Here is a 19,872-nt window from a genome sequence, read left to right on the forward strand (position 1 = left end):
ACGGATTGACCAGAATGATAGAAGGCGATAAGGGTTTCTTTAAATTCTTTTGAGTAGCGTTTTTTCATGTTTTTGTCCTTTGTCTAAATTATACAATAGTGACTCTAAGATTTAAGGATAACATCAAGATGACTTTAGCTTTTGTAATCACCTTAGATTTTTTCGTCCCAGCAACAAGTAATACATTTTCTTCGTTAAGATGATTTGAAGAGAAACTTTTATAGTAATTTCGGTAATTTATCGAAAATTTATACCCAATGTTTTCAGCTCCTTTAGATTTAACATAAAAATTTTCAAATGATAACTCTCCTAAAAAAAATTCCAGTGCAAAGCTTAACTGCCCAAAAACAGTTTCTGATAAGCTATCGACATAGACACTTACTTTTCTTCCTGCTAATTTAACTTTCAAAACTTTTAAAATATTCTCAAGTCCAGCTATTGTCATCTTTGATAACATCTCGATAATGGCTTGATCATTCTGACGAATATTTGCTACTTCACTTTGGCTAACAACGATATCACCAAAGACAGGAATACTTTCTTGTCTCTGTGATCCGTCCTTATAATAAACAACTGCATATTATTGACCTGGTTTCACCAAATTAATTTCATAGTGATCATCCCACTGCCAACCTGAAATTGCAACTCGTTCTCTGTTTTTAGGATCAATATCGTCTATCCGCCAAATATGATAAGAACGTTCTATTGATTCTGATGTTGCACTAGCTGTTAGCGTATTTCCCTCAATCCTAACAATTGAATTTCTTTCCATATTTTTTACTCCCCAAAGTTTTTCTTACTCTATTTCAATCATCGCCTGATAAATTCGTTCACTTGCATTTAAATCATCAAAAGCATAAAGGTTAGCTCGACGTTTTTGGACATATTCCTCGGAGAGCCTATTATCCATTACTGCTTCACTAATATTTTCAAATAAACTTTGATAGTTTGTCATAATAGGACCAGGCAATAAGCCATCCAGTTCTTTAGCGTTTTGTAATTCATCAAGCCTATCAAATTGATAATAAAGTACTTTTCGATTTTGAAGCGAGAAATCTAGCCCAACACTTGAATAATCTGTAATCAAAATACCGTGCTCTCTCAATAGTTCTTGAACGGTGACATCATCTTCTCGTAAAATATTGACAAATTCTGACTCAAAAAGATGGTGATAACGCTGAAAATTATGATGTAGATAAAAATTAATTGTCAAATTTTCTGATTGAGCTAAATTCTTCAACGTCTCACTTGTAATGAGTCGTTGAAACTCTTGATAAAAAATTGTTTTTTTAAATTGTTCATCTAATAGACGTTCTTGATTAATTCGCCATGTAGGCATGATCAGAATTTTTTTTCTTAAACTCAAAGTTTTTTCAACACAGTTACCAGTTAAAAGTGAATCAAATCGTGACAGACCTGATAAAACAATCTCATTTTCTTCATACCCCATATTCAAGACAAGCTTCTTTTCTCGGTCACTGCTTACAACATATCGATCTGTGAACAAAGTGCGCTTACCATATAGGTAGGATAAATCTCTTACCCCCATAATACCGTGCTGCAAGAAGATTTTTTTCATCCGCAAGGCATAAAGGTTAGCATAGTCTGATAAAAGAGGCACGGCATAAAACGATGAATGTGTGTGTGCGATATAAGTTGCACGTGTCATTAAATCAAAATGCTTGGGACTCTTATAATAAACTATCTTTTCTTCAGGCAATTTCAAATGTTCTAGATCAGGTGAGTCCTCTGAAATAATGTAGTAGGCTACCATATCATCTGAATAATGCTTTAAAACATATTCAAAGAAAGCTAAGCCATTATCTTGTGCTTTTTCTGGGTATTCAGAAACGAGTAAAATTGGTTTCTCATCTATTAATGGTTTACCATTTGGAAATCTTTCTTGAATGTTTTCATATAGAACTAGACTTTTTTTCGGTAAAAAAATGGGTCTAAAAGCCAGGAGGTGCTGCCTCGCAGCTGGGAATGCTTTTAATATTAAGCTATACTTATCATTCTGATTTAAATGATACTCATCTTTTAAATCAGAATTATAGTGAACCCTCACACGATTACTAGGATAGAATAGATTATCTTTAATATGGAATGCCATATATATATCATAAACATTCGTATCGTAACGTTCGTAATTTATTATACCTTCCGAATTATTAAGCGGAAAATCAAGATTAGAAAATTCAAAAGTGATAATATTTTCAAAGTGTGTGATACGCTTAGTTTTATGTTTTAAATCATAAATCGTCTCGCCATTTTCCCGTAAAAGAATATCTGTGTAATCATTATCAATTCCTTTCGCAATAATTTTATGAATCGTTGCTGGCGCACTGATAAATTCATTTGTGCTCCGATTGAGACAAATACCTTCCAAATGTGTCAAAGGACTATTTTTAGTAATGACCGAAATTTGAAAACAAATCTTATCATCCCGTGTTTCGATAGCTTGTAAAGTGTGATGATCATACAACTTACCAATTACTTGTCCAATCCGATGTATTAATTCATAACCATTATTAAAAACTATTGGAAAGTGTTCGTCATCAAGTCTTGTATCATAAATGCAGCTTTGTCCGTTTTTTAACACCCCTAATCGAATACGCCACTCATCAGGTCCATGTGTAAAAAATCCATCTGTAAAGGTAACAGTAATACACCCAGCTTCATATATAAAGTCAGTGATTTCAATATACCTATGCGTCACATTGTATAAATACAGTCTATCAAAAGCTTTGTCTGAATCTGATACTGCAAAAGATAGTTGACGATTACTTATTTCAATATCATTTATTGTAATGACCTGAGTTTCCACTGGGAATAAATTTGGTGAGTATTTTACTTTCAGATAGGTTAAACGTCCTCTAATCGAAAAATATAGGAATTCTTTGAAACCGGAATCTCGCGTTATTTCGATATATCGTTCATCCATCCTTTTAGCTGCCATCCCTTGTAACTTGACCCTCAATTTGACACCTAAAACAGAGACAAAGATATTGTACGGTTGCAATTCTAGATCTTCCTGTTTAAAGTCAAAGGTAATGTTTAGCTTACCTTTATTAATATGAAATGGTAAGGAGATCTTTTGATTATCATCACGACCTACCATAGAAACTTCTGTAATTTTAAGACCGCAAATTTTAAAAGAAAATACACGTTCTTGATAGTCAAAACTCTTTATGACAATATCTCTCAACCTAATACTAAAATCCATATCATTCTTTTTATATTTTCATTTTTCTATAGCCATCATCGCCTGGTAAATGCGCTTACTGGCATTTAAATCATCAAAGGCATAAAGAGTATCGTACCTTTTCGAGCGATAGCATTCATCTAGTTGGTTATTTTTTACTGCTTTTTTTAGACGATTTAATAAGTCTGATTCATTATCTACAATAGGACCTGGTAAAAAATTTGCAATATCATTATTTTCCCTAAGCTCTGACAACTGGTCAAACTGATAATAAAGTACCGTGCGATTCTGTAAAGAAAAATCTAATCCCACACTAGAATAATCTGTAATTAAGACACCATTATGTCGCAAAAGTCCTTGAACAGTTGTCTCATTCTCAGAAATAATGTACACAAAATCTGATTTAAATAAATGACGATAATGCTGAAAATATCGGTGAAGGTAAAAACTGACCTTAAGATTTTCTGATACAACAAGATCTTTTAAAACATCGCTTGAAATTAATTTTTGGAAAGTCTGATAAAATTCTGTCTCTATAAATTGTTCATCGAGTAAGCACTCCTGACCGTGACGCCATGTCGGCATAATCAAGATATTTTTTCGTACTTTATCATTTTTTTCGGGACTATTACCTGATAACAGGCTATCAAATCTCGGTAAACCTGAAAGAATCACATCTGATTCTTGGTAACCCATACCGATAGCAATTTCTTTTTCTCGTTGACTGCTAACGACAAATTTATTGGTAAAAAATGACCTGTTACGATAAGTATATAGTAAATCACGTACCCCCATCATGCCATGCTGTAAGAATATTTTCTTCATACGAAGTATGTATAAATTCGTATAATCAGTTAAAATAGGTAAGCCGTAAAAGGATAAATCAATATGTGCTAAATAAGTTGCTTGAGTCATCAAATCAATATGACGACGACTTTTATAGTAAACAAGTCTATCTTCGACTATATCAAGCTTATCTAGATCTGATGAATCTTTTGAAATAATATAATAAGCGTCGACCTCATCTTTATGATTTTCAAAAACATGACTAAAAAACGCCCAACCATTATCCTGTGCTTTATCTGGATATTCTACTACTAGTAGGATTGGTTTCTCACCTATCACTGGTCTTCCATTCGGATACTCTTTTTTTAACTCTTGATAATAGCATAGGGCATCTTTGGATAGAAAAATAGGTCTAAAAGATAAATGATGCCTATCTTCAGCAGGAAAAGCTTTTAAAACAAGGCCATATGACTCATTATGCTCCAAATAATACTCATCTGTTAACTCAGAGTTATAAAGCATTCTAGTTGGCACCTTTGGATAAACCAATATATCCGAAAAGACCAGCTCAAATGATACGTCATATACGTTGGTATCAAAACGCTCATATTGGATGATACGTTCAGAATTATTCAACGGAAAATCATGATTAGAAAATGTTATCGTAACAATATGCTCATAATGTGTAATGTGTCCATAATCCAATCCCTGAACATCGATGGCTTTACCATTTTGATAAAGTATGACATCTGCATAGTCAAAATCAATCCCTTTAGCAATAATTTTATCTAGATTACCTGAACTTGTAATTCCTTCTTTTGTTCCATGATTTTCTAATCTACCTGTGACATCTGATAGTTATCTGCCTTTTGTAATAATTGATAATTGTATACTGATTTTATCCTGATAAGCTCTTATATCTTGCACAGTATGATGATCATAGAGATTACTAAGGGCTTGACCAATTACATACGAAAAAGATTTAGCACCATTCTCCACAAAAGGAACTAGACCGCCTCCTAACCTAGTATCATAAATAAATTGAGAGCCTTTATTTTTTTCTACTAAACGAATACGCCATTTTTCTTTTTGGGGGTCTAATAACTCATTCGGTAACCGCATTGTGAGGTACTGTTTTTCTTGACGAATCCCTCTTATCTCGACATATTGATTCCGAGCATTAAATAGATATGCCTTGTAAAAATTAATCGGTTGCCCATCAACTATCCAAAGTGATAACTGATTTTCAGTTATAGATATTTTAGAAATAGTAACAACTTTTTTTCTTCACCTAATCCGTTAGCATTCTGTTTCTTTCTCTGATATGTCATACGCCCTTTGATTGAAAAGTATAAAAACTCACTGACTTCGTTCAAATCAGATTTTAGGTTAATATAACGTTCCTCTTGAGTTTTATCGAGCATAGCTTGCATCTTAACCCTGAAACCAAAACCAAATACAACTAGAAAAATATTATATGTATCTAAACCTATATCATATCGTTCCAAATCAAAATCAATATTGATATAGCCTTTTTTTATATTAAAAGGTAACGTAATTTTTTTTTTGTTGCACGACCTTTTAGAATCACGCGTTGAACTTTTAAGTTTTCAACTGGAAAGCTTAGGATGTCTGACTGAATATCAAAAGTATTGATATTAATATCTCTCGTTCTAAGTGATAGTTTCATTTAAATACTTCTTTCCATCATTTAATAATCGCATGCCCTTTTGATTCTGACAAGTCCAATTACATGACACTTTTCAGAAACATACTTTAACATCATATACCAATCTCAACATAATTACCAAAAACAACCGTTAAGCGTTCTTTGTCATTTTTAAAATCATCTGGTAAAGTTACTTCGTAGATGTTATCCGATATTTTTTTAAATGGTAACTTTTGAACTGAGTAATAGATATCTTTAAGATTTCTTGTTTCAAATCCTGTTACCGTCTCTCGACCATGGACTTCTATAGTGCAAGTGTTTGTGATTTTCGAAAAGCTTAGAGCCTTAGCGAAAGCACTCAATCTAACTTTAGGGACTTTTGGCAACAGGGTAGGGAAATAGTAGTTTCCCTTAGTATGTTCTTTAAACCCAAGTTTATAATACATTAGAAATCTCACTGATTGCAACTGAACAAACCAGTATAATCCATTAATATCATTGTTTTGCAGATATTCCCAAGAAATCACGCGGGGGTCACTTCTGAAATAACGACTTAAATCAAAGTCAAGATGACCTAAATATAAGTCCATCTGCTCTTTGAAATCTTTTAAACGATTTTTAGAAAAGTTATAGCCTGTTCCTCTTTTTAAGCAAAAATCATAGACAAGCCATTCCACGCGTCTAGCTAGAAACCGTTCTTTGGACATATCATCAGGAAACGTTTGATTGATATAACTCAGCGCTCGCAGCCATGAAATCATAAATTGACGATTGATTTCTTTGCTCAGACCCACATTATCTGCATCTCGATTTAGATACGTGGTCAAGCGACTGCCTTGAGTGATTGTCTTAGCAAACCTCATAGCTTCATAAAAGAAAGTGACATCATCTGCGACCCGCTGATTGACAAAATGCAGATTGTTGTCAATCACGAGTGAACGTCTCACCATTATTGCTTGAGGCCCAAGCCAACCATAAAACTCTGATGGTAAATCTTGGATTGAACGATTCTTAAAATCACCATCATAAAAATAAGGTTTACTTTTTAAACTGATTTCACCATTTTTGCTCTGAACCAAGCCCGAAACTGCAAAATCATCACCAGAGGCATCTAAAAGTTGTGATAAATATCCCAGCGCCTCTAAGTCATACCAGTCATCTGCATCAAGGAATACCAGATACTCGCCTCTAGCATTTAAAATACCAATATTTCTTGGACCATGCGCACCACCCGTATTTTCATCTAAGGCATAAATTTCAACGCTTTGATATTTATCAAGATAAGGCATGATGATTTCAAGAGAATTATCCGTCGATTTATCATCTATAAACATGATTTGAAGGTGTTCCAGTCCAATCGTCTGATCCATCAGGCTGTCCATCATTTTATTGAGATAAGGCGCATTATTGAAATTAGCAATGATGACGGAAACCTTTGGAGAAGTTGGGGATTTTTTAGAAGTATTTAACTGAAAAGTTGGCAAGTTAGTTTGCCATTCTGTACTTTCTAAATGATACTGAAACGTCTCAAATTCCTGTTCAATCTTTGGTAGCATTTTTTCTTAGTCTTCCTTTTCCAATTTTGATATATCTTGTTTAATTTTTTGACTAGATGTTTTCCCACGTGGAAAGTACATAACTTTAAGTTTGGGAAAAATCATCTTCAAATCATCAAACTTCCCACGCCAGTCATCTCCCATGGCAAAGATATTGATGTCAAACATATCTATGTAAAGCTCCTTATCATCCCATGAATTTTCAGGTACAACAACATCAACATAGTGAATGGCCTCTAAAACAAATTTACGCGTTTCATAATCTTGATAGGCTATTTTTCCTTTTTGGGTGTTAAACTCATCTGTTGAAAGCATGACGATCAATTTATCACCAAGATTTTTTGCATTTCTCAGCATATTGATATGACTCTCATGGATAATATCAAAAGTTCCAGCCACTAATACGACAACTTCTTCTTTCATATTTTTTCTCCCATAATATTTTCTATCAACTCAATCACACGATAAAGTGACTGACCATCCCTATACTGAAAAACCTTGTCATACAAATTGCTTTGCTTATTATTACATGTATGGATTGCTTTAATTTCATTTACCAAATCTTTATCATTTTTGACAATGGCACCAGGAAATTCTTGTTCGTAATCAAAAATGATGCCTGGTGTTAGACTATACTCTTTTAAATCCGGCACATAGGCAATGAGTGGTTTTTGAGTTACCAAATAATCATAAATAATGGCTGAATAATCACTCACTAACACATCTGTAACAGCAAACACTTTCTTGATTGACTCTTCTTGCATATAGATAATATTGTCATTGTCTTTATACCTAGAATTTGTAATCAAAGGATGTGGTTTATAAATAATAGCGTAGTCATCCCCCAATGATTTTTGAATGAGATCTAAATCAATCTTGGTCTCGTAAAATCCTTTACCAAATCGACCGCGAAATGTCGGCGCATAGGTCACAATTGTTTTACCAATTATTTGCGGATATTTTTCACATAAATAAGATTCGTTTTCAATAATGCGTTCTTGATTAAAGAGTTTATCTGTTTCTGGAATACCTGTTATCTTGATATTCTCTTTTTTGACATTAAATGCCTGAGAAAATGTCTCAACGAAAAATTCAGAATTGACAATCGCATAATCATAATTTTTGATTTTATAGTCACGTGTCACACTATTACCAAATTGCTTAATTGCACCTGTTGCATGCCAAAGTTGTAAAACAGTAACTCCACTTTTTCGTTTAAATTTTGATACAACAAAGTTGTTAAAGTCCAATAAAACTAAATGCGACCGATTAATTGCGAATAATTGCTGGATACACGCGATAACATAGGCCACTTGATTTTTAATGTCTGGCGCATATTCAAATAAATGATAAGTCAGTTGATACTGACCACGTTTAACTAGCTCTGCATTAATTGTTTCAAAATCTCGTGCGAGTGATTTACTCTCAAGAGAAATAAACGTAATTTCATTAGCATTGATTTTTTGTAAAAGAGAAAAAGGATAGAAAATAGCTAAAACAATCGTTAAAATTATATTTTTCAATTTCATCCAAATACCTCCTTTATCACTCTTTGACTTGCTTTGCCATCTTGCAAATGATTGAATTTTTTGTTAAATGTAACTAAACGCTGTATATCAAACTCTTTTGAAACGATATCCCTTAGCAACTCATCTTCTGTCTGACAAATATTATGAGGTAACTCTTCAGGAATATTTAAATAAAAACCACGCAACTGATCTTTATAGCTCTCAAAATCTGGCATGTAAAAATAAATCGGTCGATTTAAATTAGCATAATCAAAGAAAACACTTGAATAATCCGTAACCAAACAATCACTCATCAGATATAGGTCGTTAATATCTGATGTTGCAGGTAGTGTTCTCACAAAATGAGATAAATTTTCTGGAATGTCAACCTGATTCGAAATCAAATAATGCGGTTTAAAAATGACAACATGAGTATCACCTAATAAGTCGTACCACTTGGCAAAATCAAGTTGCAAATCGAAAGTATAGCCTTTAAGTGTATACGCATCATCTCTCCATGTTGGTGCGTATAGAATGATTTTTTTTCCCGTGGTAAATGATATTTCCTTTTAAGTTTAACGATCTCATCAACTGATGTTGTCGTTAAACAATCATTTCTTGGATACCCTACCTCAATCATCTTCTCTTTTGAAAATTTGAAAGCAGAAGCAAAGACGTCTGTTGAAAAAGCATTCGGGGAAATCAAGTAATCCCACAATTGACTATCCTTATCATAGGATGTAACCATTTCTTGATAGGATTGTTTGCTTCGATAGTAGGTTAAACCATTATCCGGCATATCATGTGCTAATCGCTTTAATGGCGTGCCATGCCATGTCTGTAGATAAATCTGTTCCGGTTTTTTAATTAAAAATTCCGGCATCTTATTATTAAATACCCAATACTTTGCCTTGGATAGATAATAATAATAGCGACAAGATTTTTTCCTAATAACCTTACTGCCTTGAATGTTAATCGGTTGATTCAACGCCCAAACCAGTTGATAATTTTTGAATTTGTCATCAGCTTTTATCGCTTCAAAGATTGCTTTCGGATTATCTAGAAAGCCTCGACCATCAAAGGCGATAAATAAAATCGTTTTATCATCCGTCTTGACAAAAAAATTCACAGTACTCAAAAGGAAGAACATCACTAACGCAATCACCTTCTTCTTTATTCGTACTATAATTTTCATATGTCATCCTAACTGATTGATTACGATTTTGACTAACTCTGTCATTTTTAAGTTTGTTTGAAATGATGAATCAATAATCATTAATATTATTTTGTATTCTTTGAGGTGTTTTATCTTACGAAGCTCTGTCAACAGACTTGACAACAAGCTTTCATCATTCTTCTTGTCAAACTCTATCTGTAAATTTTCTGCAATCTCAATTAATGACGCTCTTGACAAACGAACCAAACTCCCTTTTTCAGGCATAAGTTCAAGTTTAACAACACCTGCATCATAACATTCAAAAGCTTGGTCTGAAACTTCTACAAATACTCTGTCAAAATCTCCAGTTTGTGGAAAATCAACCTGGTGTTCTTGTAAAAACTTCCGAATATCATAACTCATCTTTAACAAAAACATCGGATTTCCGACATTTTTTAATCTTGCATATACTGTTTCATTTTCAGTCATGTATCTATCTCTCTTACAAAAAGTCTCGGAAAGACTCTTGATATTTATAAAGCAAGTGGGCTCCTAGTATTAAGATAAAAATCGTTAATGTCCAAAAAAAACAAGGTCTCTTGCATTTTTTCATAGAACCATCCTTGTGAAAAAAGAGCATCTCTCATACCTTCAATCAAATAATAAAAGGGATTAAGTAAGGCTAATTTTCTAACGTAAACTGGTATAAAATCGGACTGTAAATTCATCATGACGCCTGAAACGAACATACCAATTCTACTAATACTTCTAACTATCTGCGAGTAATCTCAGAAAATAGTGGTTAAAGTGGCATTAAGTAAACTCATACTGATAGTAAACAAAATAATTGCTACAAAATAATAAATAATCTGGAACCAATATATACTCGGGCCTAAACCATTTAAAACACCAAAGATAACTGCTACAAACAAAATAACTAAATATTCAACAATATTACCCACAAAGGTTATTGTAGGAGAAATACTAAATGGAAATCTAAAAGTATTCGACAAATTCAACTGACCAACAATACTATTTAAACTTTGAAGTATTGTACCGTTTGTGATTCCCCAAGTAGCCATTCCCACTAACATCCAAGGCAGATAAGGAACTTTTGTAGCTCCCAAACTACGTTTGAAAATAAACCCAAATACAATATAATAAAAAGTTGCCATAATGATAGGATTAGCATACTGCCATATTCTACCCAACATAAAATTTTGATAGTTGTTTTTTGTATCATATTTACTCATCCTGATAATCAAGGGTAAATACTTTATTTGTTCTCGTATATAATATAAAACATCTTTCATTTCTATCTCATTTCAAGTATTTTCTGATTTTTAAATATGATGTGTTCGTGTCTATATTAAGTTGACTAACATCATATTATGATACTGGAACTTCTGGGATTTGAGGTTCAGAATCTCCCCCCTGATCCGTACCACCTTGTTCCATTCCTCCTTGATCTGAACCTCCTGGATCCGGAGCAGCAGGGCTTGGTTCAGGTGTCGAAGTTGGTGGTGCTGGATTTTCTGGACTTGGCATTTCAACTGGTGGTGTAGGCTGATAAGGATTGTAAAAATCTCCTTGACCTGTATTGGCTGATTCTTCTGGAACATCAGTCGTTGTTTGTCCAGAATTATCGACGCTTTCAGGTGTTGTCGCTTTTCCTTCAACTGATTTAGGCAATTTGATAACCATCCCTACTGTAATTAAAGATGGATCAAGATGCGGATTAAGCTTGTGAATCTCATCAGTCGAAATACCATAAGTAGCAGCAATACTACTTAATGTGTCTCCTTCTTGTACAATATAATCAAATGTCTCTGTCGCTTTACTACTACTTTTCTTCTTAGTTGACGAGTCCTGGGATTTTGAAGGTTTGGAACTCTTCTTAGGAGGCTGACTTTTTTTAACGACTTTAGACTGTTTTGTTGTCTTCGTTTGATTCAGTTTATCTACACTTCCACTTTTAGCAGTCATAAAAACAGTAGCTACCATAAATACTGCACAAATACTCATTATTATCTTGCTAGTTAACGTAAGTTTTGCTTTATTTTTACTCTTAGCAATTGTATTATCAATCATTTCAAGTGAAGCTGAGTCAATTTCACCTTCTGAATTATCAATTACTTCTTGCTTCAGCTCTTCAACTGAGTAATCCAATTGTTCTTGACGACGATCAAGCTTATACTGCTCTTGTTGTTCCTTAGATAACTTATTAAACCATGTTATAAAGGTTTGATACTTTGGTAGAATATCTTTTGTTGCACCATATTCCTTAACCTCACCGTAGTGGAGCCATATCACCTTATCTGTCCATTTTTGTATTTGTCCTGCGTTATGACTGACAACAAATATCGTCTTACCACGTTCACGAAACTCAAACATTTTTTTAGCTGATTTAGCTGCAAATGTGGAATCACCAACTGACAAAGCCTCATCAATGATGAGAATATCTGGATCCTGGTTCACTGCAATCGAAAAAGCAAGTTTGGAGCGCATCCCTGATGAATAATCCTTGACCGGTCGATCTATAAAGGGACCAAGCTCAGAAAAATCAATGATTTCATCCATCTTATCTTCTATTTCTTTTTTACTCATGCCCATCATCGTCCCTTTGAGTCGTATATTATCACGACCCGTTAGACCGACTTTTAGTCCAGCACCAATAGCAATATAGGATACCTCTCCATTTATTTGCAGCTCACCAGTGGTACTACTCAAACTTTTATCAATAATATTAAGGAGCGTTGACTTCCCAGAACCATTTAACCCTACAATACCTATCGCTTCTCCGTCATAAACTTCGAAATTAACATTACGAAGCGCCCAGAAATCTTTGATTTCTCGACTATTTTTTCCTATTCCTAATAACTCTTTTAATTTCTCGTTCTGTGATAATTCGAATTTTTTAGAGATTAGACTGGCACGTACCTTCAGTTTAGTTTGACCTGATTTATTTGGAAGTGGCAAAACATCAGTTGTTTCGACACTCATAGCTTTTTCAGGTATACTATTTGTCACTTTAGTATGTTTCCCGTGAGTTCGAAATGTTTTAGTTTTCTTATTTTTTCTGTTCCTTCTACTTAAATTACTATTATCTGCCATATCTATTCCTAATCACTATCTCGTTTTTAATTAAAACTAAATCATTTAATTATAACAAAAAACAACCATATATCTAATTAATGAAACATTTTATTATATTAATAAGAATATATAATTTTATTTTATAATAAAAAATACATTCTAATTCATAATACATGATTAGCTGTTATTTAGATATAGACTATCAGTACAATATATGGTACTTTTGGGATTTCTTATCAAAATGTGTAAATAAAAAAGAATAGGCTGACATAAATCAAACTAATCTTTTTTAATTTTATAATACTTTAATTTCAATAAATAAGAAACCTATTCAGATCTCATTTCCCAGCTTTTCTAACAGAGCAAAAGTATTATTGACATAATAATCAACTGCAACAGGAATAGTCGCATCTTTCAGTACCATGTCAGAGAAATGAAGGCCAGGACTACCTGGTGCATTACTACCAATGAAGGCAAAAACACCCGGTATCTGCTCAACATAAGTCGCAAAATCTTCACCAGCATTTGACGCTTCGGGTACGACAACATCATTATGCCAATCACTCGTTTGTTCAAATAAAAACGCAGATAATTCTGGATCATTGTAGGTCACATTGGGACCAACAATCCAATCAATTTCCGCTGTCACACCGTAAGCCTTCGCAACGTTTTCAATCACATCATAAAATCGTTTTTTAGCAAGGACGCGGTCTGCTTTATCAAAAGTTCGAATCGTTCCTTCAAAAATGGCATCGTCTGGTAAGACATTCCATGTATTCCCTGCTGCCACGTGCGTAACAGAAACAACAACAGCGTGTTGCGGATCAATATTACGCGAAACCAGTTGCTGCAAGCTTGAAATAATGGCAGTTGTCGCCACAATACTATCTACACCCTCATGTGGGTATGCAGCATGCGAGCCAACACCTTTAACCGTCACAAAAAATTGATCAACAGCAGCCATGATGCCTTTTTCACGAATACCAATTTGTCCAACTGGTAGTGTTGGCATATTATGGTAGCCAAGAACTGCTTGCACATCTGATAGGACACCTGTCGCAATGACCTCATCTGCCCCAATATGGATTTCTTCGGCATGTTGAAAAATCAGTTTAACTGTTCCCTTCAACTCAGCTTCACGACTTTTCAAAATCTTTGCAGCGCCCAGTAAACTCGTTTGGTGCAAATCATGACCACAAGCGTGCATGACACCATTATTTTTAGAGGCAAATGGTAACCCTGTATTTTCTAAAATCGGAAGAGCATCGATATCTGCTCGTAGCGCAATCACTGGTTTTCCTTGACCGAGCTGAGCCACTAAACCCGTTTTTAGTCCTGTATCTAATACTTGGATATCTAAATCTTCAAGATATTGCTTTAAAAATGCTGTTGTTTGAAATTCCTGACCTGATAATTCAGGGTTTTCATGGATATGGTGGCGAATTGATACTAACTCGTCGTAGTGCTCAGCTGAAATTGTCATTGCGCTATTCCTTTTCTATATCATATTTAATTAAGATCAAATAACTGTTATTCCATTGTATCATGCTTTATTTATTTTTAACAAAAAGATAATGACAGCCATTGATTTCAGATGACGAAAGTATAAACTTAGCATAATTTAATCTATCATTTTTTCGAAACTTTTATTCAATCTCATTTTATGTTGAAAAATCTAGTTTGAACTGATGAGTAAATAAAAATATTGTCTATGTTATAACAATTAAGAGTAAAATACGTATTCTAAAGTAGAAAAGAATTTATTTGGAGAAATGATATAGATGATAGAAACAGATAAAAATCAAATACTATTGAATATGATGACAGATTATGCCAAAAACAATCCTGATGCTATTTTTTGTTACACCAATGCAGCAATTCTCTATGAAACGCCACGGTGGGAAGAATTGCCTTTGGAAATTCATACAGTACAATCTAACAAGAAAATAAAAAATAGAACAGCGATTACGCACATTCGACCCTATTTTAAAAAGAACAAATATAAAGGATTTAATGTGATCACACTCGTTGATTTACTACTTGAACTTGCTGTCAACGATACAGAAATTTCAGCTATTTCATCAATTAGTCATCATTTATATAAAAATGAAATCAGTGTAGAAACAATTTTAAACTATTGTCAGTCTCAAAAGCAGAAATCTGGGGTTGCAAAATTAAGACATCTAGTATCATTTGCAAGTAGTCTGGATGAATCACCATTTGAGACTAAAGTTCGCCTTAAATTATATGTGGCAGGTGTCATAATCCCAATTCAACAACACCAAGTGATTTGCCAAAATAAAAAGAAGTATCGTGTTGATTTTTTATTTGAAATTAAAGGTCGAAAAATTATTTTAGAAGCTGATGGACTTATAAAATATAGCAGCAATGTGAATGAGCGGGCAAATGAAAGGCAAAGAGAATCGGATTTAATTCGAGAAGGATACGAGATAATGCGTGTGATGAATCATGATTTTGAAAACGGTCGATTTGCTCAGATACTTGAAAATTACGGCATACCTAAACGGAGATATTACGGCAAGAAAATTGTAAAGAAACATTATTAATCACGAGAAGTAGCACTAAATTGAATTAAATACATTCATGTAAATTTAGTGACAAAAACATCGATTTCGTGTGAATTTGGGAATCTTTCTCAGAAACAATTCGATTTTAGTCACAAAAACATCGATTTCCTGTGAATTTGGGAATCTTTCTCAGAAACAATACGATTTTGGGCACAAAAAAGTCGATTTCGTGGGAAATTGGGAATCTTTCTCAGAAACAATACGATTTTGGGCACAAAAAAGTCGATTTCGTGGGAATTTGGGAATCTTTCTCGGAAACAATTCGATTTTAGTCACAAAAACATCGATTTCGTGCGAATTTGGGAATCTTTCTCAGAAACAATACGATTTTGGGAACAAAAAAGTCGATTTCCTGTGAAATTGGGAATCTTTCTCGGAAACAATTCGATTTTAGTCACAAAAACATCGATTTCGTGGGAATTTGGGAATCTTTCTCAGAAACAATACGATTTTGGGCACAAAAAAGTTGATTTCGTGGGAATTTGGGAATCTTTCTCAGAAACAATCCGATTTTAGTCACAAAAACATCGATTTCCTGTGAAATTGGGAATCTTTCTCGGAAACAATATAAATTTGCTAAATCTCTATGACCATTGAATAATTTACCATATCGTGTCAAGAAAAGCAGTTCATATTTCCTTCTTCTTGACAAGCTAGCATGACGATAATACAAAAAAACAAATCAGGTGATTAATTTAACACCCAATTTGCTTTTTCAATCGTTGACTGCACAATATATCTCAGTCTCATTCATTTATTTGATCCTAGCTAAACGAATCAAGGCCATATCCAAGAGGAATTTTTTATCTGCTTGACCTGATTTGATTTTATAATCAGTATCGATTAGCTGTCTCAGAGCTTGTGCCAGGAAGGCTTTACTTCTAGCTCGCGCTGGCCCAACCAAGAATTTCAAACGGTAAGGATTAATTTTCAAGAACTCAACCAGCTGGCGGTCTGTATAGTGTTTATCTAATAAAAGTTTGATTTGAAAATACAAGCGAAAATTTGTCGTCAAAATCGACAACAACTTAATCTCATCTTCTCCCTGCAACACCAAATCTGCTACTAAAGCCCGTGCATCAACTAATTTCGACTTCAAAATCAACTCCGTCAAGTCGAAAATGTTGTCAGATAGGGATTTGGGTACTGCTGCTTGGACATCGTCAGGCGTTATTGCTCTGCCATCCGCATAGGTTTTTACCATTTCGATATTCTGTCTGATGATGGCAAAGTTAGCATTCGACTTTTCAATGATTAAATTAACGATGTTAGGTTGTAAACCTGAATCTGCTACAAAATACTTGGTCAATTCATTTGGTTTTAAATCAGTTGCCTCTAAATCAAAGGCTATTTTTTTTAGTTTTTTGACAATCCGACGTTTACCGTCTAACTTGCCATGAAAGATAAAAATGACCTTAGTTGACTCAAGCGGATTATCCAGAAAATTCTCTAACCGTGTTAATTGTTTGTCATTTAAGACTGATTTTTTGACTGTCGTTAAATCCCAAAGATTTTCAAATACAACGAGCATGCCGTCTCCAAAAAAGGGGAGGCTTTCCAATTCTTCGAGTGCTAAATCGGGATCAGACTCTGTCATGTCGAAATAGGCCTGAGATAAATCTGATGCATCAAAGCCGATTTTCTGTAGGATTTGCGTCTTCAGCTCAGAAATAATATCGTCATTTTCCCCTGAAATCACAGTGAATTGAGGCAGGTTGTCTGCTGATACTCGAGATAGCTCATCAAATACTGTCATGGTTACCTCCATTTTCAGTATCAGCCGCAGGCTCTTCCAGATGCGCTACTAAAACTTTCCGAGGTTTTGTACCTTCAGCAGGTGTGATAATGCCGGCTGCCTCTAGCTCTTCCATGATACGTGTGGCTCTGTTAAAGCCTGTCGAAAGTCGACGTTGCAGCATGGATGCTGAGGCTTTTTGACTTTCGATAACGAGCTGTTTAGCTTGCTCGAAAAGAGGGTCGCCAGAATCTGATGTGCTGGCACTTCCATTGCTATCAAAGTTTCTCGCATCATCTTCTGCTACTTCACCTGGGTCAAATGTTTCATCATAATCTGCGCTGGCTTGATTTTTGATAAAGTCGACGACACTAGCGACATCGTCATCTGATAGAAAGGCACCTTGCAGGCGAATCGGGTGATTTTCATCAATCGGTTTGAAAAGCATGTCACCGCGGCCGAGTAGTTTTTCAGCACCATTGCTGTCGATGATCGTCCGTGAATCGGTCCCAGATGAAACGGCGAAGGCAACACGACTTGGCACGTTGGCTTTGATCAAGCCGCTGATGACATCAACAGAGGGACGCTGTGTCGCAAGGATCATGTGAATCCCAGCCGCACGTGCTTTTTGACCAATCCGTATAATGGCATCTTCGACTTCTTTGGATGCTACCATCATTAAGTCTGCTAGCTCATCAACGATAACAACGATAAGTGGTAAAGTCTGTTGTTTTTCTTGATTTTCAGCATTAAATTTCTCGACTTTAGCGTTATAGCCTTCTATATTACGTGAACCAACTCGACGGAAAAGCTCATAGCGGTTTTCCATCTCGTCCACAACTTTTTGCAAGGCTCTAGCTGCTTTACGTGGGTTAGTCACGACTGGTATGAGGAGATGTGGTATGTCATTATAGACGTCCAGTTCGACCATTTTAGGGTCAACCATGAGGAACTTGACTTGACTAGGTAAAGCTTTCATCAGGATACTGGTAATAATACCGTTAACAGCGACTGATTTACCAGAACCTGTAGAACCTGCAACTAGGATATGAGGCATTTTAGCGAGGTTGAAAGTTTTAATTGTGCCATCAACCGCCTTACCAAGTGGTACTTCCAAGAGTTCTTCTGGATTTGTCTGCGCATTTTCCCACATTTCACGGAAACCAACCATGGCAACTTCTGAGTTAGGAATTTCAATCCCGACAACTGATTTACCTGGGATTGGCGCCTCAATTCTGACGTCTTTTGCTGCCAGAGCTAATGCCAAATCATCTTGTAGATTTAAAATACGGCTGACTTTTACACCTGTTGCAGGCTTGATTTCATATTTGGAAACTGACGGGCCAACTACTGCCGACTCGACTGTGGCTTGAATGCCAAAACTTTTAAAGGTTGTCTCTAATATTTTAATGTTATGTTGGACATTCTTGCGCTCATTGGCTTGATTTTTGATCGGTGTCGGCACAAGTAAAGAGGCATCCGGTAAGCGATAACGAGACATTTCGGGTGTTGTTGCGAAATTGATAGGCTGATTATCATCTTCTTGCATCGCGTCATCTGTAGACGTTTCTGGTGTTATAATTTCACCTGTTTCTGGTTCATAGTCTGGCATGACTATCTCAGGTTCTTTATAAGGTAGGACATCATAGTTACTTGGTGCAGCCAATTCTTGTGGGTCAATACTTACTGGTTCAAGCGGTGCTGCCTCAAGCTCTTCTGCCAATTCAATTGGCATGGCTGCGGTAACAGCTGCTGCTTTTTCTGCCGCCTCACGCATTTCTTGACGTTTTGCTTTTTTGTCTTGACGCTTGGTATGTCGCGCTGCTGAACTTGCTTTTAGTTTAGCAAAAACGTCCTGCCAAAATTGTGGTGATAGGAAGTACAAGCCTGGTAAGAGTAAAAGTCCTGCAATCAAATAAACACCGATGACTGAAAATAAAAGTTTCAATGGCGAATAAATGGCATGCCCAAGCATACCCGCGCCCGCAAACTCTGTCACTTTCAGTTTGACAAGCTGACTTGAAACCAGAGTCCATGTGTGGTTGGTCCCCGTTAATTTATCAAAATATGCCTGAAAGCCTAGTACCATTGACAAAAAGATTAAGATCAGACCGACGACAGATTTGCGGTGTTCTGATGAGAATTCTTTTTTGAAGATGGGTAGGATGATGAGGAGGATGCCTGCGATGATGACTGGATAGGCGAGGCTGCCGACTGCGATGCGAATAAGATTATAGAGCGAAATCCCGACTACGCCGAGACGTGTCGCGGCGAAGATTAGCAAAAATAAGCCGACAAACAGAGCGATAAGTTTTCGTCTTTCTGCTTGTTCAGCCTGAGCTTTTTTGGATATTTTTCTATTTTTTTGTGTTTTTTTCTGTGTTTTTTTAGCCATAGTTACTATAATTATATCATAATTTGGTATACTAATTGTATGGAAAATATAAAGGGCACATCTAATAACTACCAATTAATTCACCTCTAAATGAAATTAGAAAAAAACACAGAAAACTAAGCATAGTCTACTGTGTTTTTCTTTATGTTACAGACGCCACTTGACTGTTTATTCTTAT

The 19,872-nt window shown here is 35.1% G+C and carries 16 protein-coding genes and 2 pseudogenes; 1 reads left to right on the forward strand and 17 read right to left on the reverse strand.

From position 1 onward, the window contains the following. Positions 1-88: 88 nt before the first annotated feature. From HZR21_RS09915 to HZR21_RS09990, 15 genes and pseudogenes are all read right to left on the reverse strand, one after another. On the reverse strand, positions 89-445 hold the full coding sequence (locus tag HZR21_RS09915) for a hypothetical protein (protein ID WP_180747504.1): 357 nt from the start codon (positions 443-445) through the stop codon (positions 89-91). Positions 446-580: 135 nt separating this feature from the next. After that, positions 581-772: a hypothetical protein gene (locus HZR21_RS09920; protein WP_180747505.1), complete on the reverse strand. Its 192-nt coding sequence runs from the start codon at positions 770-772 to the stop codon at positions 581-583. A gap of 24 nt (positions 773-796) precedes the next feature. Further along, on the reverse strand, positions 797-3,226 hold the full coding sequence (locus HZR21_RS09925; protein ID WP_180747506.1) for a CDP-glycerol glycerophosphotransferase family protein: 2,430 nt from the start codon (positions 3,224-3,226) through the stop codon (positions 797-799). An 18-nt stretch (positions 3,227-3,244) separates the two neighbouring features. After that, entirely contained in the window at positions 3,245-4,696 is a 1,452-nt protein-coding gene (locus HZR21_RS09930) for a CDP-glycerol glycerophosphotransferase family protein (protein WP_180747507.1), read from the reverse strand. A gap of 153 nt (positions 4,697-4,849) precedes the next feature. Next, a complete protein-coding gene (locus tag HZR21_RS09935; RefSeq protein WP_180747508.1) occupies positions 4,850-5,113 on the reverse strand; it encodes a hypothetical protein in 264 nt (87 codons plus the stop codon). Positions 5,114-5,241: 128 nt separating this feature from the next. Beyond that, positions 5,242-5,499, reverse strand: coding sequence for a hypothetical protein (locus HZR21_RS09940; RefSeq protein WP_180747509.1), 258 nt, complete (start codon positions 5,497-5,499; stop codon positions 5,242-5,244). Positions 5,500-5,528: 29 nt separating this feature from the next. Beyond that, the gene (locus HZR21_RS09945) at positions 5,529-5,681 is read right to left on the reverse strand and encodes a hypothetical protein (protein WP_180747510.1); all 153 of its coding nucleotides are present in this window, start codon (positions 5,679-5,681) and stop codon (positions 5,529-5,531) included. A gap of 92 nt (positions 5,682-5,773) precedes the next feature. Next, positions 5,774-7,216, reverse strand: a complete 1,443-nt coding sequence (locus tag HZR21_RS09950) for a glycosyltransferase family 2 protein (RefSeq protein ID WP_180747511.1) — start codon at positions 7,214-7,216, stop codon at positions 5,774-5,776. A 6-nt stretch (positions 7,217-7,222) separates the two neighbouring features. Further along, the gene (gene tagD / locus HZR21_RS09955; RefSeq protein ID WP_180747512.1) at positions 7,223-7,639 is read right to left on the reverse strand and encodes a glycerol-3-phosphate cytidylyltransferase; all 417 of its coding nucleotides are present in this window, start codon (positions 7,637-7,639) and stop codon (positions 7,223-7,225) included. Further along, positions 7,636-8,745, reverse strand: coding sequence for a CDP-glycerol glycerophosphotransferase family protein (locus HZR21_RS09960; RefSeq protein WP_180747513.1), 1,110 nt, complete (start codon positions 8,743-8,745; stop codon positions 7,636-7,638). Before HZR21_RS09960 ends, tagD begins: the two co-directional genes overlap by 4 nt. Beyond that, positions 8,742-9,919 (reverse strand): annotated as a pseudogene (locus HZR21_RS12200) (CDP-glycerol glycerophosphotransferase family protein). Before HZR21_RS12200 ends, HZR21_RS09960 begins: the two are co-directional and overlap by 4 nt. Positions 9,920-9,922: 3 nt before the next feature. Continuing rightward, positions 9,923-10,369, reverse strand: a complete 447-nt coding sequence (locus HZR21_RS09970) for a hypothetical protein (RefSeq protein WP_180747514.1) — start codon at positions 10,367-10,369, stop codon at positions 9,923-9,925. A 44-nt stretch (positions 10,370-10,413) separates the two neighbouring features. Continuing rightward, positions 10,414-11,193, reverse strand: a pseudogene (locus HZR21_RS11815) (ABC transporter permease). 76 nt (positions 11,194-11,269) lie between these two features. Further along, positions 11,270-12,910, reverse strand: coding sequence for an ATP-binding cassette domain-containing protein (locus tag HZR21_RS09985; protein ID WP_310592574.1), 1,641 nt, complete (start codon positions 12,908-12,910; stop codon positions 11,270-11,272). Between the two features lie 397 nt (positions 12,911-13,307). After that, entirely contained in the window at positions 13,308-14,459 is a 1,152-nt protein-coding gene (locus tag HZR21_RS09990) for an amidohydrolase (RefSeq protein ID WP_180747517.1), read from the reverse strand. A gap of 298 nt (positions 14,460-14,757) precedes the next feature. Here HZR21_RS09990 and HZR21_RS09995 point away from each other — a divergent pair, with 298 nt between their 5' ends. Then, on the forward strand, positions 14,758-15,543 hold the full coding sequence (locus HZR21_RS09995) for a DUF559 domain-containing protein (RefSeq protein ID WP_180747518.1): 786 nt from the start codon (positions 14,758-14,760) through the stop codon (positions 15,541-15,543). Between the two features lie 775 nt (positions 15,544-16,318). Here the strand turns inward: HZR21_RS09995 and holA are convergent. Continuing rightward, on the reverse strand, positions 16,319-17,320 hold the full coding sequence (gene holA, locus HZR21_RS10000) for a DNA polymerase III subunit delta (protein ID WP_180747519.1): 1,002 nt from the start codon (positions 17,318-17,320) through the stop codon (positions 16,319-16,321). Beyond that, entirely contained in the window at positions 17,307-19,694 is a 2,388-nt protein-coding gene (locus HZR21_RS10005; RefSeq protein ID WP_180747520.1) for a DNA translocase FtsK, read from the reverse strand. The genes holA and HZR21_RS10005 overlap by 14 nt, the downstream gene beginning before the upstream one ends. Positions 19,695-19,872: the final 178 nt, after the last annotated feature.

Origin of the sequence: Pseudolactococcus laudensis (genome assembly GCF_013449735.1) — a bacterium.
In the GTDB taxonomy this organism is placed as follows: Bacteria; Bacillota; Bacilli; order Lactobacillales; family Streptococcaceae; genus Pseudolactococcus; species Pseudolactococcus laudensis.

Bases quoted from the DNA above. Each gene is read 5' to 3' on its own strand.
- HZR21_RS09915 (WP_180747504.1), bottom strand. From the start codon at position 445: ATGACAATAGCTGGACTTGAGAATATTTTAAAAGTTTTGAAAGTTAAA.
- HZR21_RS09920 (WP_180747505.1), bottom strand. From the start codon at position 772: ATGGAAAGAAATTCAATTGTTAGGATTGAGGGAAATACGCTAACAGCT.
- HZR21_RS09925 (WP_180747506.1), bottom strand. From the start codon at position 3,226: ATGGATTTTAGTATTAGGTTGAGAGATATTGTCATAAAGAGTTTTGAC.
- HZR21_RS09935 (WP_180747508.1), bottom strand. From the start codon at position 5,113: ATGCGGTTACCGAATGAGTTATTAGACCCCCAAAAAGAAAAATGGCGT.
- HZR21_RS09945 (WP_180747510.1), bottom strand. From the start codon at position 5,681: ATGAAACTATCACTTAGAACGAGAGATATTAATATCAATACTTTTGAT.
- HZR21_RS09950 (WP_180747511.1), bottom strand. From the start codon at position 7,216: ATGCTACCAAAGATTGAACAGGAATTTGAGACGTTTCAGTATCATTTA.
- tagD (WP_180747512.1), bottom strand. From the start codon at position 7,639: ATGAAAGAAGAAGTTGTCGTATTAGTGGCTGGAACTTTTGATATTATC.
- HZR21_RS09960 (WP_180747513.1), bottom strand. From the start codon at position 8,745: ATGAAATTGAAAAATATAATTTTAACGATTGTTTTAGCTATTTTCTAT.
- HZR21_RS09970 (WP_180747514.1), bottom strand. From the start codon at position 10,369: ATGACTGAAAATGAAACAGTATATGCAAGATTAAAAAATGTCGGAAAT.
- HZR21_RS09990 (WP_180747517.1), bottom strand. From the start codon at position 14,459: ATGACAATTTCAGCTGAGCACTACGACGAGTTAGTATCAATTCGCCAC.
- HZR21_RS09995 (WP_180747518.1), top strand. From the start codon at position 14,758: ATGATAGAAACAGATAAAAATCAAATACTATTGAATATGATGACAGAT.
- holA (WP_180747519.1), bottom strand. From the start codon at position 17,320: ATGACAGTATTTGATGAGCTATCTCGAGTATCAGCAGACAACCTGCCT.
- HZR21_RS10005 (WP_180747520.1), bottom strand. From the start codon at position 19,694: ATGGCTAAAAAAACACAGAAAAAAACACAAAAAAATAGAAAAATATCC.